Origin of the sequence: Amycolatopsis sp. NPDC051128, assembly GCF_040682715.1 — a bacterium.
Classification (GTDB): Bacteria; Actinomycetota; Actinomycetes; order Mycobacteriales; family Pseudonocardiaceae; genus Amycolatopsis.
Window position 1 is genome coordinate 69,664 of sequence record NZ_JBFBBN010000026.1, and the last position, 23,976, is coordinate 93,639.

21 protein-coding genes are annotated in these 23,976 nt (G+C 71.0%); 15 read left to right on the forward strand and 6 right to left on the reverse strand.

The genetic code is table 11. The annotated features are described in order from the left end of the window. Positions 1 to 840, reverse strand: coding sequence for a helix-turn-helix transcriptional regulator (locus AB0M82_RS25175; RefSeq protein ID WP_364726337.1), 840 nt, complete (start codon positions 838 to 840; stop codon positions 1 to 3). Between the two features lie 79 nt (positions 841 to 919). Beyond that, positions 920 to 1,453 (reverse strand): YbhB/YbcL family Raf kinase inhibitor-like protein, encoded by a 534-nt coding sequence (locus AB0M82_RS25180; protein WP_364726340.1) that lies wholly within the window; start codon positions 1,451 to 1,453, stop codon positions 920 to 922. A gap of 176 nt (positions 1,454 to 1,629) precedes the next feature. Between AB0M82_RS25180 and AB0M82_RS25185 the strand changes: the two genes are divergently transcribed. From AB0M82_RS25185 to AB0M82_RS25215, 7 genes are all read left to right on the forward strand, one after another. Beyond that, the gene (locus AB0M82_RS25185; RefSeq protein ID WP_364726343.1) at positions 1,630 to 2,400 is read left to right on the forward strand and encodes a DUF4097 family beta strand repeat-containing protein; all 771 of its coding nucleotides are present in this window, start codon (positions 1,630 to 1,632) and stop codon (positions 2,398 to 2,400) included. A gap of 38 nt (positions 2,401 to 2,438) precedes the next feature. Beyond that, complete coding sequence (locus AB0M82_RS25190; RefSeq protein ID WP_364726345.1) at positions 2,439 to 2,672, forward strand: hypothetical protein; 234 nt, start codon at positions 2,439 to 2,441, stop codon at positions 2,670 to 2,672. Between the two features lie 67 nt (positions 2,673 to 2,739). Continuing rightward, positions 2,740 to 4,182: an alpha/beta hydrolase gene (locus AB0M82_RS25195; RefSeq protein WP_364726347.1), complete on the forward strand. Its 1,443-nt coding sequence runs from the start codon at positions 2,740 to 2,742 to the stop codon at positions 4,180 to 4,182. A 187-nt stretch (positions 4,183 to 4,369) separates the two neighbouring features. Further along, a complete protein-coding gene (dnaK, locus tag AB0M82_RS25200; protein ID WP_364726350.1) occupies positions 4,370 to 6,247 on the forward strand; it encodes a molecular chaperone DnaK in 1,878 nt (625 codons plus the stop codon). Further along, complete coding sequence (grpE, locus tag AB0M82_RS25205) at positions 6,244 to 6,951, forward strand: nucleotide exchange factor GrpE (protein ID WP_364726353.1); 708 nt, start codon at positions 6,244 to 6,246, stop codon at positions 6,949 to 6,951. Before dnaK ends, grpE begins: the two co-directional genes overlap by 4 nt. Positions 6,952 to 6,987: 36 nt before the next feature. Further along, complete coding sequence (dnaJ, locus tag AB0M82_RS25210) at positions 6,988 to 8,160, forward strand: molecular chaperone DnaJ (RefSeq protein WP_364726356.1); 1,173 nt, start codon at positions 6,988 to 6,990, stop codon at positions 8,158 to 8,160. A 5-nt stretch (positions 8,161 to 8,165) separates the two neighbouring features. After that, positions 8,166 to 8,591 carry a helix-turn-helix transcriptional regulator gene (locus AB0M82_RS25215; RefSeq protein ID WP_364726358.1) on the forward strand — a complete coding sequence of 142 codons (426 nt, stop codon included), beginning with the start codon at positions 8,166 to 8,168 and terminating at the stop codon, positions 8,589 to 8,591. A gap of 79 nt (positions 8,592 to 8,670) precedes the next feature. Here AB0M82_RS25215 and AB0M82_RS25220 read toward each other — a convergent pair whose 3' ends face one another. The 3 genes from AB0M82_RS25220 to AB0M82_RS25230 all read right to left on the reverse strand — a co-directional run bounded on the left by AB0M82_RS25220 (position 8,671) and on the right by AB0M82_RS25230 (position 12,276). Beyond that, positions 8,671 to 9,423: a lytic polysaccharide monooxygenase gene (locus AB0M82_RS25220; protein WP_364726361.1), complete on the reverse strand. Its 753-nt coding sequence runs from the start codon at positions 9,421 to 9,423 to the stop codon at positions 8,671 to 8,673. A 260-nt stretch (positions 9,424 to 9,683) separates the two neighbouring features. Next, positions 9,684 to 10,787, reverse strand: a complete 1,104-nt coding sequence (locus AB0M82_RS25225; protein WP_364726486.1) for a globin domain-containing protein — start codon at positions 10,785 to 10,787, stop codon at positions 9,684 to 9,686. Between the two features lie 313 nt (positions 10,788 to 11,100). Next, entirely contained in the window at positions 11,101 to 12,276 is a 1,176-nt protein-coding gene (locus AB0M82_RS25230; RefSeq protein WP_364726364.1) for a globin domain-containing protein, read from the reverse strand. Between the two features lie 400 nt (positions 12,277 to 12,676). On the opposite strand from AB0M82_RS25230, the gene AB0M82_RS25235 reads away from it, so the two are divergent. The 4 genes from AB0M82_RS25235 (at position 12,677) to AB0M82_RS25250 (ending at position 18,102) form a co-directional block, all read left to right on the forward strand. Further along, complete coding sequence (locus AB0M82_RS25235; RefSeq protein ID WP_364726367.1) at positions 12,677 to 13,162, forward strand: MarR family winged helix-turn-helix transcriptional regulator; 486 nt, start codon at positions 12,677 to 12,679, stop codon at positions 13,160 to 13,162. A 100-nt stretch (positions 13,163 to 13,262) separates the two neighbouring features. Next, on the forward strand, positions 13,263 to 14,450 hold the full coding sequence (locus tag AB0M82_RS25240) for an MFS transporter (RefSeq protein WP_364726368.1): 1,188 nt from the start codon (positions 13,263 to 13,265) through the stop codon (positions 14,448 to 14,450). Between the two features lie 102 nt (positions 14,451 to 14,552). After that, positions 14,553 to 17,147, forward strand: coding sequence for an ATP-dependent chaperone ClpB (clpB, locus tag AB0M82_RS25245; RefSeq protein ID WP_364726371.1), 2,595 nt, complete (start codon positions 14,553 to 14,555; stop codon positions 17,145 to 17,147). Positions 17,148 to 17,334: 187 nt separating this feature from the next. Continuing rightward, positions 17,335 to 18,102, forward strand: a complete 768-nt coding sequence (locus tag AB0M82_RS25250; protein ID WP_364726374.1) for a hypothetical protein — start codon at positions 17,335 to 17,337, stop codon at positions 18,100 to 18,102. 2 nt (positions 18,103 to 18,104) lie between these two features. On the opposite strand, the gene AB0M82_RS25255 is transcribed toward AB0M82_RS25250, so the two are convergent. Then, positions 18,105 to 19,064: a hypothetical protein gene (locus AB0M82_RS25255; protein ID WP_364726377.1), complete on the reverse strand. Its 960-nt coding sequence runs from the start codon at positions 19,062 to 19,064 to the stop codon at positions 18,105 to 18,107. A gap of 71 nt (positions 19,065 to 19,135) precedes the next feature. On the opposite strand from AB0M82_RS25255, the gene AB0M82_RS25260 reads away from it, so the two are divergent. The 4 genes from AB0M82_RS25260 (at position 19,136) to pyrE (ending at position 23,797) form a co-directional block, all read left to right on the forward strand. Next, a complete protein-coding gene (locus AB0M82_RS25260) occupies positions 19,136 to 19,927 on the forward strand; it encodes an SDR family oxidoreductase (RefSeq protein WP_364726380.1) in 792 nt (263 codons plus the stop codon). Between the two features lie 76 nt (positions 19,928 to 20,003). Next, positions 20,004 to 20,747, forward strand: a complete 744-nt coding sequence (locus tag AB0M82_RS25265) for an ABC transporter ATP-binding protein (RefSeq protein ID WP_364726382.1) — start codon at positions 20,004 to 20,006, stop codon at positions 20,745 to 20,747. Then, positions 20,747 to 23,206 (forward strand): FtsX-like permease family protein, encoded by a 2,460-nt coding sequence (locus AB0M82_RS25270; protein ID WP_364726385.1) that lies wholly within the window; start codon positions 20,747 to 20,749, stop codon positions 23,204 to 23,206. Before AB0M82_RS25265 ends, AB0M82_RS25270 begins: the two co-directional genes overlap by 1 nt. A gap of 27 nt (positions 23,207 to 23,233) precedes the next feature. Next, positions 23,234 to 23,797 carry an orotate phosphoribosyltransferase gene (gene pyrE, locus AB0M82_RS25275; RefSeq protein ID WP_364726388.1) on the forward strand — a complete coding sequence of 188 codons (564 nt, stop codon included), beginning with the start codon at positions 23,234 to 23,236 and terminating at the stop codon, positions 23,795 to 23,797. The last annotated feature ends 179 nt before the right edge of the window (positions 23,798 to 23,976 follow it).

Consider the following 23,976-nt stretch of genomic DNA (forward strand, 5'->3'; position numbering starts at 1 on the left):
TCAGGCCTCCAAGTCGGCGATCACCCCCTCGACGAACGCGCGCGATTCGGCCGCGCTCAAGGCGAGGGACGCCAGGGTCTTCGCGGCGGACTTGTAATCCGCCACCTGATCCTCATCGTAGAGGTAGGCGCTGCCGCGGTACTGGTCCAGGAAGACGATGGCCGGCAGGTCGGAGTACTCGAAGACGCTGAAGGAACCGTTGAGCCCGGGGTGGTAGTCGCCGCCGAACGGAACCACCCGCACCTCGATCCGGCGGGGGAGATCGAGCAGGAGGCGAAGCTGCTCCAGCAAAGTCTCGGTGCCGCCGATCCGCTGCCGGAGGGCGATCTCCCCGAGCAGGACGGAACACTCCGGCGCCCGATGCTCGCGCAGCGCTGCCTGGCGGATCATTCGCACCCGCAGCCGCTGGTCGATCAGCGCCGCCGGAGTGCCGCCGAGAGCCAAGACGGCCCGCGCGTAGTCGGGCGTCTGCAGCAGCCCGTGCACCAGCAGCGGTTGCCAACTGAAGATCGACACCGCGGTGCGCTCGTATTCGGCCAGCGTCGTGAGGATCCGTGGCGCGTCGGGCATGTCGCTCTCGAGCCAGTTGGGCTCCCGGGCGTGCGCCGCCAGCTCCAGCAACCGGTTCCGCTCCTCGACATCCACCCTCAGCTGCCCGAGCAGGAGCGCGACCTCTTCGACCTTGGGCACCCGCAGGCCGAGTTCCCAATTGGACAGTTCGGCCGCGTGCACACCCGTGGCCCGGGCCAGCTCGCGCAGCCCGATCCCGCGCGCCGTCCGCGCTTTCCTGAGTCCGAACCCCAGCGCTCTCGACCGGGGTGTCGCTATCGGTGGTGGCATGACCGCAGTGTGTCATCGGGCACCGACAAAACCGGGCCCGGCGCTGTCGCCGATCCGCGACAGCGCCGGGCCCGGAAACTCAGCCCTTGTTCTCGTAGACCGGCGTGATCACGGCGCGGGCCAGGGTGTGCCCGAACATGTTGAAGCCGAGGAACGCCGGGGTCGCGTCGTCCGGCACCTCGAGCTTGTCGACGTCCAGTGCGTGCACCGCGAAGTAGTACCGGTGCGGGCCGTGCCCGGGCGGGGGCGCCGCGCCGAGGAACCGCTGCACCCCGCCGTCGCCCTTCAACGTCACCGCGCCTTCGGGCAGGCCGGAGCCGTCGCCCGCGCCGGCCGCCAGCTCCGTCACCGAGGCCGGGAGGTTGAACACGGCCCAGTGCCAGAACCCGCTGCCGGTCGGGGCGTCCGGGTCGTAGCAGGTGACCGCGAAGCTCTTCGTCTCCGCCGGGAAGCCTTCCCACGCCAGGTGCGGCGAACGGTCCTCGCCACCGGCGCCGAAGATGCCGGACAAATGGGGCGTGGCCAGGATTTCGCCGTGCGCGACGTCGTTGCTGCGGAGGGTGAAGGACGGCACGTCGGGCAGGGATTCGTACGGGCCGGGTGCTTGCGGCATGGATCCTCCTGATCAAGGAACTCCGAGACTTGCGCCAGGTTAGGCCCCTGGACCCACCCCCGCGTCTCAGGGAGGGATCTCAGGGTTCTTTCGGGGGGTTACCCCCATGTGCCGCCCTCTCACTCACCCCTAACGTTTCCCACGCAGAGGAAACAACACTGAGGGGACCAACGACCATGGCGCGCCCGCTTCTGGCTCTGGGTGGCATCGTCCTGATCGGCGTCGGGGTGGCGACCGCGTTCGGCTGGGGCTTGGGCTCAAGGTTCGAGAACAACCACACCGTTTCGGAGACCGTCCGCGGCGTGAAGCTGGACGGCGACTCGGGGTCGGTGAAGATCCGCACCGGCTCGGGACAGCCGACGGTGCGCGAGACGATCCACTACAACTGGCGAAGCAAGCCGGGCGGCGACTTCTTCCGCGTCGAGGGTGACCAGCTCGTGCTCGCCGGCTGCGGGCGCAACTGCACGGTCGACTTCGAGGTCGTCGTGCCCGCCGGCGTTCCGGTCACCGGCAAGCTCGACTCCGGTGAACTGAACGTCGCCGGGGTGTCGAGCGTGGACGTCCAGTCCCACTCCGGGCAGGCCCGCGTCGAGGACGTCTCCGGCACGGTGAAGCTGCGGCTGGAGAGCGGCGCGATCGACGTGCGGAACGTCGGTGAGGTCCAGCTGCACGCCGACTCGGGCCACGTCCAGGGCAACGACGTGCGCGGGCCGGTCGACGTGACGTCCTCCAGCGGAAGCGTCGAGTTGACGCTGACCCAGGAGACCGACGTCAAGGTGAAGTCCGACAGCGGCAGCGTCGAGGTGAACGCGCCGGGCGGGCCGTACCGCGTGCAGGGCGACAGCGACAGCGGGCACCGGGACATCGACGTCCCGACGGACGGCTCGGGCCGGCACGTGCTCGACCTTTCCACCGACAGCGGCAGCGTCAGGGTCCGCGCGGCCTGACTTCCTTACTGACTTTCCTTACTACGGGGGCTTTTCCGATGGGCAAGATCGAACGGCGAGTGCTGGCCGCCGCGCTGCTGGGGGCCATTGCGATGTTCGGCGTCGTGGGTTTCATGCGCGGCGAGCAGACCGAAACTCCGGCGCAGGGGGTGCCGGTCTCCGTGGATTCCCACTATCGAGTGACTTCGTGGGTCGGCACGCCGGCTGAAGTCGTTGCGCGGCAAGGAAATATCGAATTCTCCCTCGCCTCCCGGCACGTCCGCCGCTCCTGAGTTGTCGGTGGTCGCTGTTAGGAATGGGGTGCGCCGAGGGACGGCGCGCAGGGGGAGGAAAGACATCATGGACGTGGGCCGGATCGGCGCGATCGTCGCGGCGGTCGTGATCATGGCGGCGGTCCCGGCCGTCGCCGCAGCGGCGGCGACCGCGTGGCACCCGTGTGCCACGCAGCAGGAACCGGCAACGGAGTGCGCGACGGTCGACGTGCCGATCGACCGCGCCCGCCCGGAGCTGGGATCGGCGCGGCTCGCGCTGGCCCGGCTGCCCGCGCTCGATCCGGCCCGCCGGATCGGCTCGCTGCTGGTGAACCCGGGCGGGCCCGGCGGTTCCGGCGTCGGGTTCGTGCAGTTCGGCGGGCTGGCGTCGCCGGACCTCGCGCGGCTGCGGCAGCGGTTCGACGTCGTGGGCTTCGACCCGCGCGGCGACTGGTTCAGCACACCACGCATCACGTGCGACGCGGCGACGCTGTGGGATCCGGCGCTCGACCGGTTCCCGGCGACGAAACCGGGGTTCGACGCGCTGGTGGCGCACAACCGGAAGGCGGGCGAGGACTGCCTGACCCGGACCGGGCCGTTGCTGGCGACCGTGGACACGCAGAGCGCGGCCGAGGACATCGAAACGATCCGCGTCGCGCTCGGCGAGCCGAAGATCTCCTGGCTGGGCCTCTCGTACGGCACCGAGCTGGGCGCGGTCTACGCGTCGAAGCACCCCGGCCGGGTGCGCACGATGGTGCTCGACGGCGCGGTCGACCACGCGCGGCCGCTGCGTCAGGCGATCCTCGAGGAGGCCGCGGCCACCGAGGACGCGCTCGTCCGGTTCGCGGACTGGTGCCGCGGCTCGGCGGGCTGCGTCCTGCGCGGGCAGGACGTCCTCGGTTTCTACGACGACGTCGTCACGCGGGCGGCGCACGGCGCGATCTGGTCGAGCGACCTGGGCCGCAAGGCGACGGCCGACGAGGTCTCGGCCGGCGTCTACAACCACCTCTACCTCCGGGACGAGTGGCCCGCGCTGGGCAAGGCGCTGGCCGCGGCCGGCGGCGAGTTCCCGGACGCCAAGGGGCTGACCGAGCGGAACCAGTTCCGGTCCCCGATCTACGGGGCCTACCGGGCGATCGGCTGCCACGACTTCCCGTCGCCGTTCACCGGGCCGGCGGACATGGGTGTCATGGCCGCGCTGGTCCGCGCCGTGGCCCCGCACAGCTGGCGGTACTCGGAGTACTGGGACTTCACCAGCGGGTGCACCGGCTGGCCGATCCCGGCGAAGAACCCACCACAGCCCCACCCGGTGCACGGCGCTCCGCCGATCCTGGTCGTCGGCGGCGCGCACGACCCGGCGACGCCGCTGGCCTGGGCCCGCGGGCTGGCCGCGAGCATCGACGGCGCGGCCCTGCTCACCCGCCTCGACGACGGTCACACAGGGCTATTCAACTCCGCCTGCGCCCGGGCGGCCGAGGTGGACTACCTGGTGAGCGGGGTCACACCCGCTCCTGGGGTGGTCTGCCGGTGAACCCGGGAACAAGAACCCGAACCGGCTCGTTAGGCTGGGTACGAAGGTTGAGTGCAGTCGACTCAAGTACGACTTGACGAGGCGCGCGAAGGCCGGATAGAACTTGCCAGGACCCCGCTCAAGGTGGGGACGAACGTGCAGGTCAAGAACCACAGCAGGCGAGCTGCTTACACAGGAGGAAAGCACCATGGCGCGAGCGGTCGGCATCGACCTCGGCACGACCAACTCGGTCGTCGCCGTCCTTGAGGGCGGCGAGCCGACGGTCATCGCCAACTCGGAAGGCTCCCGGACCACCCCCTCGATCGTCGCCTTCGCCAAGAACGGCGAAGTGCTGACCGGTCAGCCGGCGAAGAACCAGGCCGTGACGAACGTCGACCGGACGATCCGGTCCGTGAAGCGGCACATCGGCACCGACTGGAAGACCGAGATCGACGGCAAGAACTACACGTCGCAGGAGATCAGCGCCCGGGTGCTGATGAAGCTGAAGCGTGACGCCGAGGCGTACCTGGGCGAGACGATCACCGACGCGGTGATCACCGTCCCGGCGTACTTCGAGGACGCGCAGCGGCAGGCCACCAAGGAAGCCGGGCAGATCGCCGGCCTGAACGTGCTCCGGATCGTCAACGAGCCGACCGCCGCCGCGCTGGCGTACGGCCTGGACAAGGGCGAGAAGGAACAGACCATCCTGGTCTTCGACCTCGGTGGCGGCACGTTCGACGTCTCGCTGCTGGAGATCGGCGAGGGCGTCGTCGAGGTCCGCGCGACCTCCGGTGACAACCACCTCGGTGGTGACGACTGGGACGAGCGCATCGTCAAGTGGCTGGTCGACAAGTTCAAGGCCACGAACGGCATCGACCTGACCAAGGACAAGATGGCGCTGCAGCGCATCCGCGAGGCGGCGGAGAAGGCGAAGATCGAGCTGTCCAGCTCGAACTCGGCCGGCATCAACCTGCCGTACATCACCGTGGACGCGGACAAGAACCCGCTGTTCCTCGACGAGCAGCTCTCGCGCGCGGAGTTCCAGAAGATCACCTCGGACCTGCTCGACCGCACCAAGGCGCCGTTCAACAACGTCATCCGGGACGCGGGCATCTCCGTCGGCGACATCGACCACGTCGTGCTCGTGGGTGGTTCCACCCGCATGCCGGCCGTCGCCGAGCTGGTCAAGGAGCTGACCGGTGGCCGCGAGCCGAACAAGGGCGTGAACCCGGACGAGGTCGTCGCGGTCGGCGCGGCGCTGCAGGCCGGTGTCCTGAAGGGCGAGGTCAAGGACGTCCTGCTGCTGGACGTGACCCCGCTGTCGCTGGGCATCGAGACCAAGGGCGGCGTGTTCACCAAGCTCATCGAGCGCAACACCACGATCCCGACCAAGCGCTCGGAGATCTTCTCCACCGCGGACGACAACCAGCCGTCGGTGCAGATCCAGGTGTTCCAGGGTGAGCGTGAGATCGCCGCGCACAACAAGAAGCTCGGCATGTTCGAGCTGACCGGTCTCCCGCCCGCACCGCGTGGCGTGCCGCAGATCGAGGTCACCTTCGACATCGACGCCAACGGCATCGTGCACGTGACCGCGAAGGACCTGGGCACGAACAAGGAACAGTCGATGACGATCACCGGTGGCTCGGCGCTGCCGAAGGACGACATCGAGCGGATGGTCAAGGACGCCGAGGCGCACGCCGAGGAGGACAAGACCCGTCGCGAAGAGGCCGAGACCCGCAACCAGGCCGAGACGCTGGTCTACCAGACCGAGAAGTTCCTCAAGGACAACGACGACAAGCTGCCCGACGACCTCAAGGGCAAGGTCAAGACCGCGATCGACGAGGCCAACGAGGCGCTGAAGGGCACCGACTCGACCAAGATCCGCGAGTCGATCGAGAAGCTGAACACCGCTTCGCAGGAGCTGGGCACGGCCCTGTACGCCAACGCGAACGCCGACGCGGCGGCCGGTGCGGCCGGTGCCTCGGGCGCCGCCGGCGCGGCCGGCGACGCCGGTGCGGCCGGCGGCCAGGCCAAGGCCGATGACGTGGTGGACGCCGAGATCGTCGAAGAGGACGAGAAGAAGTGACTCACAGCTACGACGAATCCGAGAACCAGGGCCGAGGCCCCGAGGAGCCGGTGGTCGTACGGGATCGGCGACGGGTGGACCCCCAGACCGGGCAGGTCCGCCCGCCCGGTCCGGCCCACGCCGCACCGGACCCGGACGAGGCGCCCGTGGAGCACGCGGGTCCCTCCCTCGGCGAATCCATTGTGGACGATTCGGTGTCGGTCTTCTCCGACGTGGAGAAGGAGCTGGCCGAGCGCACCGCCGACCTTCAGCGCCTGCAGGCGGAGTACGCCAACTACCGCAAGCGGGTCGAGCGTGACCGCGAGGCGGTCGTGCTCGGCGCGAAGGCGACCGTGGTGAACGACCTGCTGCCGCTGCTCGACGACCTCGAGCGGGCCGACCAGCACGGCGACCTCACCGGGGCGTTCAAGGCGGTCGGCGACAAGCTGATCAGCGGCTTGCAGCGCGCGGGTCTCGAGTCGTTCGGCAGCGAGGGCGAGCCCTTCGACCCGAGCGTGCACGAGGCCGTGCAGCACAACACCTCGCCGGACGTGGCGGGCCCGACGGTCACCGTGGTCATGCGCCGCGGCTACCGCTTCGGGGACCGCGTACTGCGGGCGGCGCTGGTCGGCGTCACCGACCACGAGCCCGGCGCGGCCCCGGTGGACCCGACCGTCGGTGGCGAGCTGCCACTCGGCGGCGGAGCCGATGACCAGCAGCAGTAAGCAGTATCCGGTTCAAGTGGGAGGAGGAGACGCCCGATGAGTGCACGGGAATGGATCGGTAAGGACTTCTACCGTGAACTGGGCGTCTCCTCCGACGCCACCGCGGACGAGATCAAGAAGGCCTACCGGAAGCTGGCCAAGGAGAACCACCCGGACGCGAACTCCGGCAACGCGCAGGCGGAGCAGAAGTTCAAGGCCGTCTCCGAGGCCTACGGCGTGTTGTCCGACCCGGCCAAGCGCAAGGAGTACGACGAGGCGCGGCGGCTGTTCGGCGGCGGGGGCGGGTTCAACTTCCCCGGTGGCGCCAGCGGTTCCGGCAGCTTCGACGTGGGCGACATCTTCGGCCAGGCCGGCGCCGGCCAGCAGGGCGGCTTCGGCGGGCTCGGCGACATCCTCGGCGGGCTGTTCGGCCGGGGCCGCGGGGCGGCGGGCGCCACGGCGAACCGGCCGCAGCGCGGAGCCGACGTCGAGACGGACGTCCGGATCGACTTCACCGAGGCGGTCAAGGGCGCGACCCTGCCGCTGCGGCTGTCGAGCCCGGCGACCTGCGGGTCGTGCGCCGGCAACGGCGCGCGGCCGGGCACCTCGCCGCGGACCTGCCCGACCTGTTCCGGGTCGGGTCTGGTCAGCCGGAGCCAGGGCGCGTTCGCGTTCTCGGAGCCGTGCCGCGACTGCCGCGGCCGCGGGTCGATCATCGACGACCCGTGCCCGGAGTGCGGGGGCGAAGGCGTCAGCACGCGGACCCGCACGCTGACCGTCCGGATCCCGCCGGGCGTCGACGACGACCAGCGGATCCGGCTGGCCGGCCAGGGCGAGCCGGGCCGGGGTGGCGCGCAGGCGGGCGACCTGTACGTCCGGGTGCACGTGGCCCCGCACGCGTTGTTCGGCCGCAAGGGGCTCGACCTGACGATCACCGTCCCGGTGGACTTCACCGAACTGACGCTCGGCACCACGATCACGGTGCCGACGCTCGAAGGCAAGGTCTCGCTCAAGGTGCCGCCGGGCACCGCGAGCGGACGGGTGCTGCGCGTGCGCGGCAAGGGCATCGCCAAGCGCGATGGCGCGCAGGGCGACCTGCTCGTCACCCTCCAGGCGGCGATTCCCGCCAAACTGGACGACAAGGCGCGCGAGGCACTGCAGGCGTACGCCGAGGCGATGGCCGGGCACGACCCCCGGCCGGAGATCACCGAGCTGCTCCAAGGTAGGTGAGTGGGATGTTCGGCGGGATTCCCCCGGAGGGCGACGAGGAGACCCCGGTGTTCGTCATCTCGGTGGCGGCCCAGCTCGCCGGGATGCACGCGCAGACGTTGCGCACCTACGACCGGCAGGGCCTGGTGTCACCGGGCCGCACCGCCGGGGGTGGGCGGCGCTACTCGATGCGGGACATCGCGCTGCTGCGCGAGGTCCAGCGGCTGTCGCAGGAGGATGGTGTCAACCTGGCCGGGATCAAGCGCATCATCGAGCTGGAGAACCAGGTCGATGCGCTCCGGGCCCGGCTCGCGGAGCTGACCGAGGAACTGGCCGCGGCGTACGTGGCCGCGGAACAGGCCGCGGCGGCGGCGCACGCGTCGTACCGCCGGGACCTCGTGCCGCTCAACCAGCAGACGGCCCTGGTGGTCTGGCGCCCCAAGCGCCGCTGACCACCTGAGCGGAGAAGGCCTCCCCGGGCGACCGGGGAGGCCTTCTCTCGTCAACGGGTAGCCGCGAGCGAGTCAGGCCTCACTGGCGCTGCCAGAGCGCCGGGGTGTTCGGCGGCTCCCAGTCCGCGATGGCCGTGTGCGACTGGAGACAGCGGTAGCTCGCGCCGCCGTAGGTGACGACGTCACCGACCTTGTACGCCGTGCCTGCCGACCAGGTGCCACCCGAAGGCGGCTTGGTCGTCGGGGGCGGGGTCGTGGTGGGCGGCTTGGTCGTCGTCGGGGGCGGTGTGGTCGTCGGTGGCGTGCCGCCGCCACCGATCTGGAGGTCGACGCAGCTGTAGAAGGCGTTCGTGGTGTCCGCGATGTTCCAGATGGCGAGGACCTTCACCCGGCCCGAGTAGCCGGCCAGGTTCACCGGGTGCGACACCGTCGCCGGTGGTTGCTGGTTGTTGCCGCTGAACACCGCGACGCGGGTGTTGCCGACGTAGTACTCGTAGTTCGATGTGGAGTGCCGGGCGGTGAACACCCAGTTGAACGTCACCGTCGTGCCGACGGACTTCGCGGGCCACGGCTTCGATTCGTCGGCGAGCTCGGCGAACCGGTCCAAGCCGGCGTTGCAGCTGCGCAGGCCCTTGGGACCTTCGACGCTCTGGGGTTCGTAGACGATGGCGCCGCAGCCCGAGACCTTCCCGGCCGCGCAGTTGGCCTGCCGGCTGGGCGGGTCCGAGACGTACCCGTGGGCGCTCGCGGTGGTGGCGGGGAGGACGACGACCAGCAGCGGGGCGAGGACGACACCGGCCGCGGCCGCGAAGAGCTTGCGTTTCCAGGTCATTTCGGCTCCTCGAGGGGGAACACCGTTGTTCCGGAGAGAGGGCGAACGAACACATCCGGGAAGATGTGGTCTAGACCATACGGCGATGAGGGCGCGACGGTCAACGAACTACCGCCGTTCGACGATTTCACTGCTCCACTCGGCTCAGTGCGAAGGTCGGGCCGGCTGCCGCAGGCGCTCGCCGAAGAACGAGGTCCGCGAGAACCTGCCGATTCCGCGCGAGACGCTGAGAGTTCCTCAGTCCATTCAGGCAAAAAGGCTCAGTCGATCGTGAACGGGTCGTAGGATATTCGTTCCAGTTCGACCCCGCCGGCCAGCAGTTTCGCGATGGTCGCCTGGATCATCGGCGGCGATCCGGAAACGAGCACTTCGTGGTTCCGCCACGTGCCGCGCTGGGTCACCGCGTGGGCGAGCGTGCCGCGATCGCCGCCGGCCAGCGCGCCCTCTTCGGTGACCGGGGTGACCGTCAGCCAGCTGGACGCCATGGCCAGCCGGTGCAGGTCGTCCAGCGCGTACAGGTCATCCGGTCTTCGGCCACCGAAAAACAGGTGCACCGGCGGATTCCGCTTCCAGTGCGAGAGGTCGTCGAGGATCGCCAGCAACGGCGTGATCCCGGTGCCGCCGCCGATCATGAGCAGCCGCCGCCTCGCACTGGTCGGCCGCACGTTCAGCATCCCCATCGACGGCCCGATGCGCCAGACATCGCCCGGCCTGGTGTGGCTGACGATGCTGCCGCTGACCCAGCCGCCGGGCACCGCGCGCACGTGGAAGGTGAGCTGGCCGTCGCCGCGCGGCGCGTTCGCCGGGGAGAGGTACCGCCAGAACCGGGGTCGCTGCGGCACTTCCACGCTGACGTAGCCGCCGGCGCGGTACGGCAGGAGGCCGTCGGTCCGCACCTTCACCAGCGCGACGTCGCGGGTGAGCCTGCGGTGCTCGATCACGGTCGCCGTCCACGCCGCCGGCTCGGTCTCCGCCTGGGCGGCCTCGCGCATGGTCTTGGCGATCAGCCCGTACGCCGCGGTCCACGCGGACTCGACCTCGTGGGTCCACTTCTCCTTGAGGAACCGTTTCAGCGCCTCGATCAGCGCGACGCCGACGGCGTCGTAGTGGCGGGCGACGACGGCGAACTTGCGGTGGTCGCGGCCCAGCTGCCGCAGGAACGGCGCGAGGTCGTCGGGCCGGTCCACCATCTGCACGACGTACACGAGCGCGCGCAGCAGCCTGTTCCGCTGGGTCGTCATGGCGATCGGGAACAGGGCGCGGCAATCCGGCGCGACCACGAACAACGCGCCGTAGAAGTACTGCGCCAGTTCGTCGGCTTTCGGCTCGATCGCGGCAAAGCTTTCACGAATCAGCCGGGCCATCTCGCTACCTTCCACGGCCGAAACGGGAACGGTCGGGGGCAGCGCGGAGATCTTCACGGATTCAGCACTCATCGGGAACGGTATTCTCCAGTCGTGCGAAGGCTTTTTGTGCCGTCCACGCGGCAACGCTGTAGCGGTGCCGCCCCCGAGACGTCCCGACTGTAGGCCTATTCCCGTGCAGATGCGCGTGATTCCGCGCGTTCCCGCTCGATCGGAGCAATTTCGCCACGCCAAGTCAACCCGATCTGGCACTGAGTAAAAACGATCAGCACATGATTTGTCAGGTGTGGCGAGTTATTGGCGGGAAACGCGCCTAGTCGATCGTGAACGGGTCGTACTGGATCTGGTCCAGCGCGCTGCCCGCCACCAGCATGCGCGACACCGTCGCGCGGATCATCGCCGGTGAGCCGGACACGAGGATGTCGTGGTTCGGCCAGGCGCCGTACCGCGTGACCGCCTCGGCCAGCGTGCCCTGCTCGAACCCGGGGACCTCGCCGCCGTGCTCCACCACCGGCGTGATGGTCAGCCAGGGGTTGATGGTCGCGAGCGCGCGCAGTTCGTCCAGGTCGTAGAGGTCCTCCCGGCTCGGCCCACCGTAGAACAGGCGCACCTTCGGGTTTTCGCCCCACAGTGCGAGGTGGTCGAGGATCGACCGCAGCGGCGCGATCCCGGTGCCGCCGGCGACCATCAGCACACCCCGCGACCGCTCCCGGTCGACCGTCATCCGGCCGAGTGGCGGGCCGAGCCGCCAGACGTCGCCGGGCTGGGTGTGGCTGACGATGGCGCGGGAGACCCAGCCGCCGTCGATCGCGCGGACGTGGAACTCGATTCCGCCGTCCTCACGCGGCGCGTTCGCGGGTGAGAGGTAGCGCCACAGCCGCGGCCGCTGCGGTACTTCGACGCTCACGTACTGGCCGGGGTGGTAGGGAACGGGCTGGTCGGGGGTCAGCCGCACCAAGGCGAGGTCCCAGGTCAGCCGCCGGTGCTCGACCACGGTGGCCTGCCACGACGGCGGGTTCTGGTCGGCCGCGGCCGCGTCCTGCATGGCCCGCGCGGCGATGGTGAACGCCTCGGCCCAGGCCCGTTCGACCTCCGGCGTCCACTCCCGGCCGAGGTGGTTCTTCAGCGAGGCCAGCAGCGCGGTGCCGACCGCCTCGTAGTGGCGCGGGACGACGCCGAACTTGCGGTGGTCGCGGCCCAGCTGCTGCAGGAACGGCGCGAGATCGTCGGGCCGGTCCACCATCTGCACGATGTGCACCAGCGCGCGTACCAGCCTGCCGCGCTGGATCTCCATGTTGATCGGGAAGAAGTCGCGCGTGGTCGGGGCGAGGGTGAACAGCATCCCGTAGAAGAACTGCGAGATGTCCGCGATGTACGGCTCGGCCTTCGCCCAGCTGTCCCGGATGAGCCGGACCATCGCGGTCACGGCGGCGGGGGCTTCGCGCGGCGCCGATGACCTGGGGAGCGGGCTGACGGAGTCGGCTGTCATGGGTGGATGACTACTGCTTTCGGGGGGTCCAGGGGGGCGTGCCCCGGGGCCGGGGTCTGGGGCTCGGCCCCAGAAGACGCAGCTTGGGGACGGGTGAGCGGTGGCACCGGATCATGCACCGCCGGCCCGGGCCCGGGGACGGCGGCGCGTGATCGGATGCCGCCGCTCACGGCCGCCTCCTGGATCCATCGCCACTGTTTCCACCTCGTCACTCGATCGCGCCGCTCGCACGGCCCGTCCGCAGGGTAGCCGCCGGGCGGCCTTTTGCTCGCATTGTTGCTCCGACCGGGTGTATTCGCCCCGGTCACGGCGTGGGCGACCTCACCGGGGCGATGGTTGCCCATGGCAAGCGTCCGGCAATAAACTTGTATTGCACAACTAAGGGCGCCGGGAGGTTCCGATGGGCTTCGACGACACCGAGGACGACGTCCGGGTCGAGCTCATGCGTGAGCTGAAGGCCGCGTCCCAGCTCCAGCACGCCTGGATCATGCAGGCCTGGCAGAGCGAACCGGGGCTGCACCCCGCGGCCGCGATGCTGCTGTCGGACCTCGCGAAGAACGGCGAGGCCAGGCCGTCCGAACTGGCCAAACGCCGGTTCGTGGACCTGTCGGTCGTGAGCAGGCAGATCACCCAGCTCTCCGCCGCGGGGCTGGTCGACCGCCGTCCCGCGCCCGAGGACGGCCGGGCGTCCCTGGTGAGCGTGTCCGAGAAGGGCCGCGCCGAGCTCGCGCGCTGGCGCGCCAACTACCTCGAGTTCATGGAGAAGGCGCTCGGCGGCTGGGACGACGAGCGCGTCACCGACCTCACCGGGCGGCTCGCGGAGATGAACGCCGACCTCCGCCGCGCCCTCGGCAGCGACGCCTGCCTGGCCGACACGACCAAGTGACACCGCGTTGACGAAGCACCACCCGAAGTGGTCTTTCGCGGGGCAGATTGTCTCCTTTCGGTCCTGACTTCCCGGTGTTCGGCAGGGTTAACGTCGGGAGGTGACGCGTTGCCGCACCGCACTGCTGTGCGCGCTGGGGATCGACAACTTCGGCTCAGGTCTGTTCCTCCCGTTGGCACTGGTCTACGTCACCCAGGTGGTCGGTCTGCCGTTGGCCGTGGCGGGCACCGCCGTCACTCTCGGCGCGGCCGGCGGCCTCGTCATACCGCCGCTGGCCGGCCGGCTCGTGGACCGCGTCGGGCCGCGGGCCGTGGTGATCGTCGCCCAGCTGCTGCAGGCGGCGGGCACGGGCGCTTACCTCTTCGCCGGCAGCGCGGGTCCGGTGGTGGCCGCCACGGTCCTGTTCACCGCCGGTCAGCAGTTGTTCTACAGCTCCTTGTTCGTGCTGATCGCGGACGTCGCCGGCGACGTCCCCAAAGATCGGCCGTTCGCCGAAGTGGGGATGGTGCGGGCCGCCTCCTTCGGTCTCGGCGGTCTCGCGGCGGGCGCGCTGCTGACCTGGCTCGGCGCCATCGGGTACCGCATCGCGCTCGCCGCGGACGCGGTGACGTTCTTCGTGGCCGCGTCGATCCTCGCCTTCTTCGTCCACCTCGCCCGTCCGCACCGGGAGCACGGCGAACGGTCCATCCGGGTGCTGCGCAACCGGCCGTACCTCGCGTTGATCCTCTTCAGCGGACTCTTCGGGCTCTCGCTCGACTTCTTCCTGATCGGCATGCCGGTGTTCGTGCTCGACCGGCTGCGCGGCCCGGCCTGGCTGCCGGGCGCGATCCTCGCCCTGCTGACCGTGCTGACCAGCCTCGGCGGCACGCTCGCGCTGCGGCTCACCGCGCGGCTGAGCCGGATCGCCGCGATGCGGGCCGGCTCGGCGTTGTTCGCCGCGTGGTGCCTGGTCAGCCTCGGCGTGCTGCTCGTCCCGGACAGCTGGCGCGTGGCCTACCTGCTGGCGTCGACACTGGTGTTCGCCGCCGGTGACCTGGTCTTCGGCCCGCGATCGGGGGCACTGGCCGAGGCCGCGGCACCTCCGGTCGCCCGTGGCCGTTATCTCGCTGCCTATCAGTACGCGTTCACCGTGGCGCAGGTGATCGCGCCGGCCGTGGTGGCGTTGTTCTCCGTGGCGGACTGGTTACCCTGGGTACTGGTCGGGAGTTGTGCCGGTCTTGCCGTGGCCGGGCTGGGCACGCTGGGTTCGCGGCTGCCGGCGAGGGCCGTCGCACCCGGTCAGAGTTGAGCGGAACAGACTCAAGTTTTCGTGCGTTATGGATGGTGACGGGCCACGGTCAGGCCCTGTCACCTGGCGTTTTCAGTCGCAGTACCGAGCATGAGGTGAGGGATGGACGCATTCAACCCGACCACGAAGACCCAGCAGGCGATCTCCTCGGCGGCGCAGGCGGCCACGATGGCGGGCAATCCGCACGTCGCGGCCGCGCACCTGCTGGGCGCCCTGCTGGCGCAGGGTGAGGGGCTCACCGCGCCGCTGCTGACCGCGGTCGGGGCCGACCCGGGGGTGGTGCACAAGGAGCTGGAGCCCCTCATCGCGGCGCTGCCGTCCGCGACCGGCGCGACGGTGTCGAGCCCGCAGTTCGACGCCTTCGCCGTCAAGTCGCTGACGCGCGCCCAGAAGCTGGCCACCGAGCTGGGCGACGAGTACGTCTCGACCGAGCACCTGCTCGTCGGGCTCGCGACCGAGGGCGGCCAGGTCGCCGACCTGCTCAAGCGCCACGGCGCGACGCCGGACGCGCTGCAGGAGGCGTTCGCCAAGGTCCGCGGCTCCGCCCGGATCACCAGCGCCGACCCGGAGAGCACCTTCAAGGCGCTCGAGAAGTACGGCGTCGACCTCACCGCGCGCGCCCGCGCCGGCGAGCTCGACCCGGTCATCGGCCGGGACACCGAGATCCGCCGCGTCGTGCAGGTGCTGTCGCGGCGTACGAAGAACAACCCGGTCCTGATCGGCGAGCCGGGCGTCGGCAAGACGGCCATCGTCGAGGGTCTGGCCCAGCGCATCGTCGCCGGTGACGTGCCGGAATCGCTGCGCGGCAAGCGCGTCGTCGCCCTCGATCTCGGGTCGATGGTGGCCGGCGCGAAGTTCCGCGGCGAGTTCGAGGAGCGGCTGAAGGCCGTGCTCAAGGAGATCACCGACTCCGCGGGCGAGGTCGTCACCTTCATCGACGAGCTGCACACGATCGTCGGCGCCGGCGCGACCGGTGAGGGCGCGATGGACGCGGGCAACATGATCAAGCCGATGCTCGCCCGCGGCGAGCTGCGCATGGTCGGCGCGACCACCCTCGACGAGTACCGCCAGCACATCGAGAAGGACGCCGCCCTGGAACGCCGGTTCCAGCAGGTGCTCGTCGGCGAGCCGTCGCCGGAGGACACCATCGCGATCCTGCGCGGGCTGAAGGAGCGCTACGAGGTGCACCACGGTGTCCGGATCACCGACGCCGCCCTCGTCGCCGCCTCGACGCTGTCCGACCGCTACATCACCGCGCGCTTCCTGCCGGACAAGGCCATCGACCTGGTCGACGAGGCTGCGTCCAAGCTCCGCATGGAGATCGACTCGCGGCCGGTGGAGATCGACGAGGTCGAACGCGCCGTGCGCCGCCTGGAGATCGAGGAGATGGCGCTCGCCAAGGAGAGCGACGCCGCTTCGAAGGAGCGCCTCAACGCGTTGCGCGCCGAGCTGGCCGAGAAGCGCGAGACGCTGACCGCGCTCACCGCGCGCTGGCAGAACGAGAAGGGCTCCATCGAGCGCGTCCGCGAGCTCAAGGAGCAGCTCGAGCAGCTGCGCGGCGAGTCGGAGCGCGCCGAGCGCGACGGCGATCTCGGCAAGGCGGCCGAGCTGCGCTACGGCCGGATCCCCGCGCTGGAGAAGGAGTTCGAAGCGGCCACCGCGGCGAACGAGGCCAGCCAGCAGAACATGATGCTCAAGGAAGAGGTCGGCGCGGACGACGTCGCCGACGTCGTCAGCGCGTGGACCGGCATCCCGGCCGGCCGGCTGCTGGAGGGCGAGACCGGCAAGCTGCTCCGGATGGAGGAGGAGCTGACCAGGCGGGTCATCGGGCAGCGGGAGGCCGTGCAGGTCGTGGCGGACGCGGTGCGCCGCAGCCGGGCCGGCGTCGCCGACCCCGACCGCCCCACCGGCTCGTTCCTGTTCCTCGGCCCGACCGGCGTCGGCAAGACCGAGCTGGCCAAGGCGCTGGCCGAGTTCCTGTTCGACGACGAGCGCGCGATGCAGCGCATCGACATGAGCGAGTACTCCGAGAAGCACTCGGTGGCGCGCCTGGTCGGGGCGCCGCCGGGCTACGTCGGCTACGACCAGGGCGGGCAGCTGACCGAGGCCGTCCGGCGCCGGCCGTACTCGGTGGTGCTGCTCGACGAGGTCGAGAAGGCCCACCCGGACGTCTTCGACGTGCTGCTGCAGGTCCTCGACGACGGGCGGCTGACCGATGGGCAGGGCCGGACGGTGGACTTCCGGAACACCATCCTGATCCTGACGTCGAACCTCGGCTCGCAGGCCATCGCCGACCCGTCGCTCGACGAGCGGCAGCGGCGGGACGCGGTGCTCTCGGTCGTGCAGCGGCAGTTCAAGCCGGAGTTCCTCAACCGGCTCGACGACATCGTCGTGTTCCACTCGCTCGGCACCGAGCAGCTGACGTCCATTGTGGACATTCAGGTGGCCCGGCTGGCTTCGCGGCTGGCACAGCGCCGCCTGCACCTGGAGGTCACCGAAGGCGCCCGCGAGTGGCTCGCGCTCAACGGCTTCGACCCGATCTACGGCGCCCGCCCGCTGCGGCGGCTGGTCCAGTCGGCGATCGGCGACAAGCTGGCGAAGCAGCTGCTGGCGGGTGAGATCCGGGACGGCGACACCGTGCGCGTCGACATCCCGGAATTGGAAGCGGGCGACGCGCTGACCGTCACCCGCGTCTGAGCCGCCGATTGCCGTGAAGGGCACCCTCAAGGTCCGCGAGGGTGCCCTTCGCGGCGGTCCACGGGCGTCCACAGTGGCGTCTTGTGGCGATTTGTCGACGTTTTCCCGCGGAAATGGTCCGAACGGGCGCGGCGACACGGGTACCGGCGATCATCTCTTCGGCGTAGCAGGCGATACCCTGACGATCGTGGGTATTCCGGCGTGGATCTGGTTCGTCATCGCCGCCGTCGCGCTGGTGGCGGGGCTGGGGCTGCTCGCGGCCGACCGGGCGAAGGAGGGCTCGCGCAACCGCGAGCGAATGCGCTGGGCACAGTTGCGCGGCTGGCAGTTCGTCGAGGAGGACGAGCGGCTGCCGCAGCAGTGGTCCGGCGGGGCGATCGGCTACTTCGGCGCGGACGCCGCCGTCAACGTCGTCGCGGGCTCGACCTTCACCTCCGACGGCCGCCGCCCGGTGTTCATCTTCGACATCGAGTCCGAGGGCCAGATCCCGGCGGTCGTCGTCGCGGTGCGCTGCAACAAGAAGCACCGGATCCCGATCGAGATGTGGCTGTCGAGCGTGCCGTTCCAGCGCACGGACATGCCGGAGATGCTCGGCCCGATCGGCTCGCGCTACGCCTTCGCGGACGACGCCGAAGGCGCCCGCGTGGTGATCACCCAGGAGCTGGTCGACGCCGCGGACCAGCTCGGCGGCGACGTCGGCGTGGCCTGGCTGGAGAACGAGTGGGTGCTCGCCAGCGTCGTCCCGACGGCCGGGCCGTCGCGGCTCGAGCGGCTGCTCCGCGATCTCGGCGAGATCGCGGACATCGTCGACCCGTTCGACGAGGACTACGACGCGGGCCGCCCCCAGGCGAGCGCCCCGATCCCGGCCGTCGGAGCGAGCCCGGGCACCCCGGCCGCCGGGACACCGGTCCAGGAGCCGCCCGCGGACCCCCCGCCGGGGGCGAAGCAGGACTGAGGCTAGAGCGCGAGCACCGGCTGGTCGAGCACTCGCACCGACGCCCACTGGTGCTGGTCGAGCGTGCCGCGCACCGACGTCGTGCCGCCTTCGACCTGGACGACGTGGTCGACGCCGAGGTCGCCGCTGATCGTGCCCGCCGGCCTGGCCGGGCCGAGAGCCTGTGTCGTCCGCACCAGACCCGCGGCCGGGCCCAGCTGACCACCCAGTTCGTGCTTCTGCCCCAGGTCGAGGACGCCGGAGAACTGGCCGGTCGCGTGTTGCTCGGACGTCGTGCCGAGCGCGCCCAGCTCCCCGAGGTCGACGGCCTGCCCGGACAACCGGCGGGCGGAAACCGCGCCCTGGAGGTCTCCGGCGAAGGAGCCGCGCAGCCCGGTGTCGGCGTGCTCCGCGTTCTGGCTCAGCACGTCCACGCCGTCCGCGAGCCAGACGCCGTGGCCGGCGCCTTCGCCCGCGCCGACCCGGTGCTCGCTGAAGTCGGGCAGACCGGGTGCGAGCGACACGGCCTGCCCGGCGCGCCGGCCGGCCCGCTGGTTGTTCGCGGTGGTCGCGTGCAGGTCGCCGAACCGCAGGGTGTGCTGGCCGGAGCGGACGAGGGACTCGGACTCCCGCGTCGAAGCCGTCGTCGCGGTCTGCCGCACTTCGCGGCGGACGGTCGCGGACTCCGCGACGTCGTCGACGAGCACCGCGCCGGCGACTTCCTTCGCCACGACGTCGTGGCGGGTCGCGGCCACGGTCTCGCGCGCCGCCGACGTCTCGTTCTCGGTCGCGGCCGAGACGTCGCGGTCGAGCCTGCCGTCGCTCCGGTGGTCCACCGGGAGCGCGATCCGGTCGAGCGGCAGGGTCAGGTCGGTCTGGGTCGCGAGTGCGGTCGCCGGGGCCGCGAGGAGGAGCGCGACGGGTGCCGCGCCGACAGCGACCTTGGGCAGATAGCCGCTCAGGCGCCTGTTGTGCTTACCCATGCGCCGGGACGATACTTCCCGCCGAATCGCCCCGCATGTCCGGCCCTGACCAGCGAGTATCGTTCACTCACATGACCACCACCCCCGGCCCGGGGCGAAGTCCCGGACCGCACACCGCCGTGATCACCGGAGCCACCGCGGGCATCGGGGCGCAGTTTGCGCGCACGCTCGCCGCCGAGAAGTACGACCTGGTGCTCGTCGCCCGTGACGCCGCGCGGCTGGAGGCGTACGCCGCCGAGCTGCGCGAACGCCACGGCGTCGCCGTCGAAGTGCTCCCCGCGGACTTGTCCGAAGTGGACGGACGGGCCGCCGTCGAGGAGCGCCTCGCCGCCGGGCCGGTCGACCTGCTGGTGAACAACGCCGGCTTCGGGTTGAGCGGCGACTTCTGGACGATCCCGCCGGACGCGCTGCAGCGTCAGCTCGACGTCAACGTCACCGCGGTGCTGCGGCTGACCCGGGCGGTGCTGCCCGGCATGATCGAACGCGGCCACGGCGACGTCATCCAGGTCAGCAGCGTCGCGGGCTTCTTCAGCGGCCGCGGCTCGACGTACACGGCCAGCAAGAACTGGGTCACGTCGTTCACCGAAGGCATCGCCGTGTCGCTGCCGAAGGGCGTCCGGATGATGGCGCTGTGCCCCGGCTTCACCGCGACCGAGTTCCACGAGCGGGCCGGCATCGGCAAACCCGGCCCGAAAATCGCCTGGCTGGGTGTCGAACAGGTGGTCAACGAGGCACTGGCGGACCTGCGTCGCGGCAAGGTGATCTCCGTGCCGAGCCTGCAGTACAAGGCCGTCGTCGCGATCGGCGGCCTGCTGCCGCGCGCGGTGCTGCGGCGCATCAGCGGCGGCCGCGGCCGCACCTGAGGTGGGGTATACCCCACCTCGTAAGGGGATGCGCTCCTCAATGTGCTGACAGCCGCGGCCCCATAGCGTTTCGGCCATGACGACTGAGGCGGTTCGGCTCGAGGCCGTGCGCAAGGAGTACGGCGACGGCGTGGTCGCGCTGGACGGGGTCTCGATCTCGTTCCCGCGCGGCGGCTTCACCGCGGTGATGGGCCCGTCCGGTTCGGGCAAGAGCACCTTCCTGCACTGCGCGGCGGGCCTCGACCGCCCGACGTCGGGCCGCGTCGTGCTCGACGGCCAGGACCTCGACGGCAAGAGCGAGACCTACCTGACGAAGCTGCGGCGCGACCGCGTCGGGTTCGTGTTCCAGGCGTTCAACCTGCTCCCGGCGCTGACGGTCGAGCAGAACGTCGTGCTGCCCCGGCAGCTGGCCGGGCAGCGCCCGGACAAGCGGCTCGTCTCGCGGATCCTCGCGCACGTCGGGCTCGACGGACGCCGCAAGCACCTGCCCGGGCAGCTGTCCGGCGGGCAGCAGCAGCGCGTCGCGATCGCGCGCGCCCTGGTCACCGACCCCGCTGTGCTGTTCGCCGACGAGCCGACCGGCGCGCTCGACACCCGGACCGCCGCCGACGTGCTCGGCCTGCTGCGCGAGTCCGTGCGGGCGTCGGCTCAGACGGTGATCATGGTGACGCACGACCCGGTCGCCGCGTCCTACGCCGACGACGTCGTGTTCCTGGCCGACGGCCGGATCGCCGGGCGGCTCGCGCGGCCGACCGCGGAAACCGTCGCCGAGCGGATGACCCACCTGGGTGCCTGGGACCGGCTGGCGGTGCGGATCTGATGTTCATGCTGGCACTGCGGACCCTTCGCCTGCGCAAGGGCGCCTTCCTGGCGACGTTCGTCGCCGTGTTCTTCGGCGCGCTGATCGTCTCGGCGTGCGGTGGCCTGATGGAGACCGGCATCCGGTCCGAGACGCCGGTGCAGCGGCTGGCCGCGGCGCCGATCGTCGTCGGCGGGCAGCAGACGCTCAAGCTGCCGGAGGACGACCCGGCGACCCTCGCTCCCGAGGACAAGCACAAGTTCGACAACGCGACCCTGCCCGAGCGCGTCCGGCTGGACGCGGCACTGGCCGACCGCCTGCGCGCCGTCCCCGGCGTCACGGGCGTGGTCGGCGAGGTCAGCTTCCCGGCGCAGATCGGCGCCGCGAGCGCACTCGGGCACGCCTGGGATTCCGCCGTGCTGACGCCGTACGCGTTGAGCGGCCAGGCGCCGAAACCGGGCGAGGTCGTCGTCGACGCCGCGTTGGCGCGGGCCGCCGGGCTGACAGTCGGCGGGGTGCTGCCGGTCGCCGCGCACGGGATCGCCGGCCAGTACCGCATCGCCGGGATCGCCGAGGCCCCGCAGGCGATGCGGGATTCGGCCCTGTTCTTCGCGCCTTCGGACGCTTCGCGGTTGTCCGGGCATCCGGGCCGCTTCGACACCATCGGCGTGTTCGGCGGCGACGTCGCCGCGGTGTCGGCGGTCGTCGGGGACGCCGGTGTCGTGACGACCGGTACCGATCGCGGCGTCCTCGAGTTCCCCGAGGCCGGCCGGAGCGGCGAGGACCTGATCGTGCTGGCCGCCGTCTCCGGTGGGCTGTCGGCGATGGTCATGGTGTTCGTCGTCGCCGGCACGCTCACGCTGTCCACCCAGCAGCGCCAGCGCGAACTCGCGCTGCTGCGGGCGATCGGCACGACTCCGCGTCAGCTGCGGCGGATGGTGCTCGGGGAGGCTCTCGTCGTCGGGCTGCTCGCGGTCGGTGTCGCGGTCGTGCTCGGCCCGGTGCTCGGGCAGTGGCTGTTCGGCCGGCTCGCGGCCGCGCACGTCGTTCCGGACGTGCTGCGGTTCGAGCAGGGCTGGCTCCCGGCGACGGTCGCCGCGGGCGCGTCGCTGCTCGCCGTCGTGGCCGCCTCCTTCGTCGCAGGTCGACGCGCTTCGCGGGTCCGCCCGACCGAGGCGCTCGCCGAAGCCGCCGTCGAACGGCGCTGGCTGACGCCGATCCGGCTGATCACCGCGATCCTGTGCTTCGCGGGCGGGACGGCACTGGCCATCGTCACGGTCGCCGTGATGGCCGGCCCGGTCGCGGCCAGCACGGCCGGCCCGGCGGTGATGCTGTGGGCGTTCGGCCTCGCGGCGATCAGTCCTGGCGTGACGAAGCTGATGGCGATGCTCCTGAGCGGGCCGGTGCGCCTGGTCAGCGGCGTCACCGGGCGGGTCGCGCTGCTCAACACCCGCGTCGGTGCGGTGCGGACGGCGGGCGCGGTCACCCCGATCATGCTCGCGGTCGGCATCGCGACCGCCAACATCTACCTGCAGACCACCCAGGAAGCCGTCTCGAACCAGGCGTACACCGAAGACCTGCGTGCCGACGCGGTCGTCGGCGCGCCGAACGGGCTCGACCCGTCGGTGCGCGGACGGGTGCTGGCGACCCCGGGGGTGGCCGAGGCTTCGGAGTACGTCACGAGCACGGTGTTCGTCGAGAAGCCGTACGAGTCGAACCAGGACAAGGACGGCTGGCCCGCGCTCGGCGTCAGCGAGCTGACCGGGAACGCCGTCGCGGTGCCGGAGAAGCTCGGCCGCCACGTCGGGGACACGCTGTCGCTGCGGCTCGGCGACGGCACGCCGGTGGAGGTGCGGGTGACCGCCGTCGTGAGTCAGCGCGCCGGGTTCGAACGGCTCGTGCTGCCCGCCGAGCTGCTGGCTCCGCACACGACGATCGGGCTCGTCCCGCAGTTGCTGGTGCGGGCCGCTCCCGGCGTCGACACGGCGACGCTGACTTCGCGGCTACGCGAAGCGACAGCCGGGATGCCGGTGCGGATCGGCGACCGGGACGCGCTGATCGCGGCGCACGCGAAGGGCAACGAGATCGGCGCCTGGGTCAACTACCTGCTTGTCGGGATGATCATCGCGTACACGGTGATTTCCGTGGTCAACACACTGGTGATGGCGACCGCGAAGCGGCGCCGGGAGTTCGGGCTGCAACGGCTGGGCGGGTTCACCCGCGGCCAGGTGCTGCGCATGGCCGGCGTCGAAGGCGGGCTGATCGCGGCCATCGCGGTGCTGCTCGGGACGCTCGTCGCGGCGGGCGCGATCGTCCCGTTCTGCCTGGTGGTGACCGGTTCCCTGCTGCCGTCGGGGCCGGTGGCGATCTACCTGACGGTGCTCGCCATCGCCGTGATGCTCTCGCTGGCGGCGATCCTCGTTCCGGCCTGGGCCGCGACGCGCGGGCGTGCGGTGGACGCCACATCGATCGGGGAGTGAGGCGCCGCGTGTGTAAGACTCTCGGCCGTGGCGAACCCCGGGTTGGATCAAGCGGCGAAACTCGAACTGGCCAGGCTGGTCACCGATCTTTCCGTGGTGCACGGAAAAGTGACACTGGCCTCCGGCAAGGAAGCCGACTACTACATCGATCTCCGGCGGGCGACGCTGCACCACGCGGCCGCGCCGCTGATCGGCAAGCTGCTGCGGCAGCTCACCGCGGACTGGGACTACGTGGCCGCCGGCGGTCTGACGCTCGGCGCCGACCCGGTCGCGCTGGCGATGCTGCACTCCGCGGCGACCGACGGGGTCGTGCTGGACGCGTTCGTCGTCCGGAAGTCGACCAAGGAACACGGTCTGCAGCGGCGCATCGAGGGCATGGAGGTCCGCGGCCAGCGCGTGCTGGCCGTCGAGGACACCTCCACGACCGGCGGCAGCGTCCTCACGGCGGTGGCGGCGCTGCGTGAAGCGGGCGCGGACGTCGTCGGCGTCGTCACGGTCGTCGACCGCGACACCGGGGCGCGCGAAGCCATCGAGAAGGAAGGCCTGGAGTACCGGTACATCCTCGGCAAGGACGACCTCGGCCTGGACTGACCGATCGGCTGATGGCGAAATCCGGGGACCGCGCGCGGTCCCCGGGCGTACCGTCGAAGCATGGACGAGCCGTCGAAGCCTGGCGAGCCGCCGGAACCGCGCCGTCCGCGCGACCCGAACCGGAAGAAACCGGACGGCGCGCCGGACCAGTACCCGCACGAGGAGCCGACGCAGTACCC

Coding starts and splice junctions, on each gene's coding strand:
- clpB (WP_364726371.1), top strand. CDS start 14,553: ATGGACGCATTCAACCCGACCACGAAGACCCAGCAGGCGATCTCCTCG.
- AB0M82_RS25270 (WP_364726385.1), top strand. CDS start 20,747: ATGTTCATGCTGGCACTGCGGACCCTTCGCCTGCGCAAGGGCGCCTTC.
- AB0M82_RS25215 (WP_364726358.1), top strand. CDS start 8,166: ATGTTCGGCGGGATTCCCCCGGAGGGCGACGAGGAGACCCCGGTGTTC.
- AB0M82_RS25235 (WP_364726367.1), top strand. CDS start 12,677: ATGGGCTTCGACGACACCGAGGACGACGTCCGGGTCGAGCTCATGCGT.
- AB0M82_RS25185 (WP_364726343.1), top strand. CDS start 1,630: ATGGCGCGCCCGCTTCTGGCTCTGGGTGGCATCGTCCTGATCGGCGTC.
- AB0M82_RS25265 (WP_364726382.1), top strand. CDS start 20,004: ATGACGACTGAGGCGGTTCGGCTCGAGGCCGTGCGCAAGGAGTACGGC.
- AB0M82_RS25230 (WP_364726364.1), bottom strand. CDS start 12,276: ATGACAGCCGACTCCGTCAGCCCGCTCCCCAGGTCATCGGCGCCGCGC.
- AB0M82_RS25225 (WP_364726486.1), bottom strand. CDS start 10,787: ATGGCCCGGCTGATTCGTGAAAGCTTTGCCGCGATCGAGCCGAAAGCC.
- AB0M82_RS25180 (WP_364726340.1), bottom strand. CDS start 1,453: ATGCCGCAAGCACCCGGCCCGTACGAATCCCTGCCCGACGTGCCGTCC.
- AB0M82_RS25255 (WP_364726377.1), bottom strand. CDS start 19,064: ATGGGTAAGCACAACAGGCGCCTGAGCGGCTATCTGCCCAAGGTCGCT.
- AB0M82_RS25260 (WP_364726380.1), top strand. CDS start 19,136: ATGACCACCACCCCCGGCCCGGGGCGAAGTCCCGGACCGCACACCGCC.
- AB0M82_RS25220 (WP_364726361.1), bottom strand. CDS start 9,423: ATGACCTGGAAACGCAAGCTCTTCGCGGCCGCGGCCGGTGTCGTCCTC.
- AB0M82_RS25175 (WP_364726337.1), bottom strand. CDS start 840: ATGCCACCACCGATAGCGACACCCCGGTCGAGAGCGCTGGGGTTCGGA.
- AB0M82_RS25190 (WP_364726345.1), top strand. CDS start 2,439: ATGGGCAAGATCGAACGGCGAGTGCTGGCCGCCGCGCTGCTGGGGGCC.
- AB0M82_RS25195 (WP_364726347.1), top strand. CDS start 2,740: ATGGACGTGGGCCGGATCGGCGCGATCGTCGCGGCGGTCGTGATCATG.
- dnaK (WP_364726350.1), top strand. CDS start 4,370: ATGGCGCGAGCGGTCGGCATCGACCTCGGCACGACCAACTCGGTCGTC.
- dnaJ (WP_364726356.1), top strand. CDS start 6,988: ATGAGTGCACGGGAATGGATCGGTAAGGACTTCTACCGTGAACTGGGC.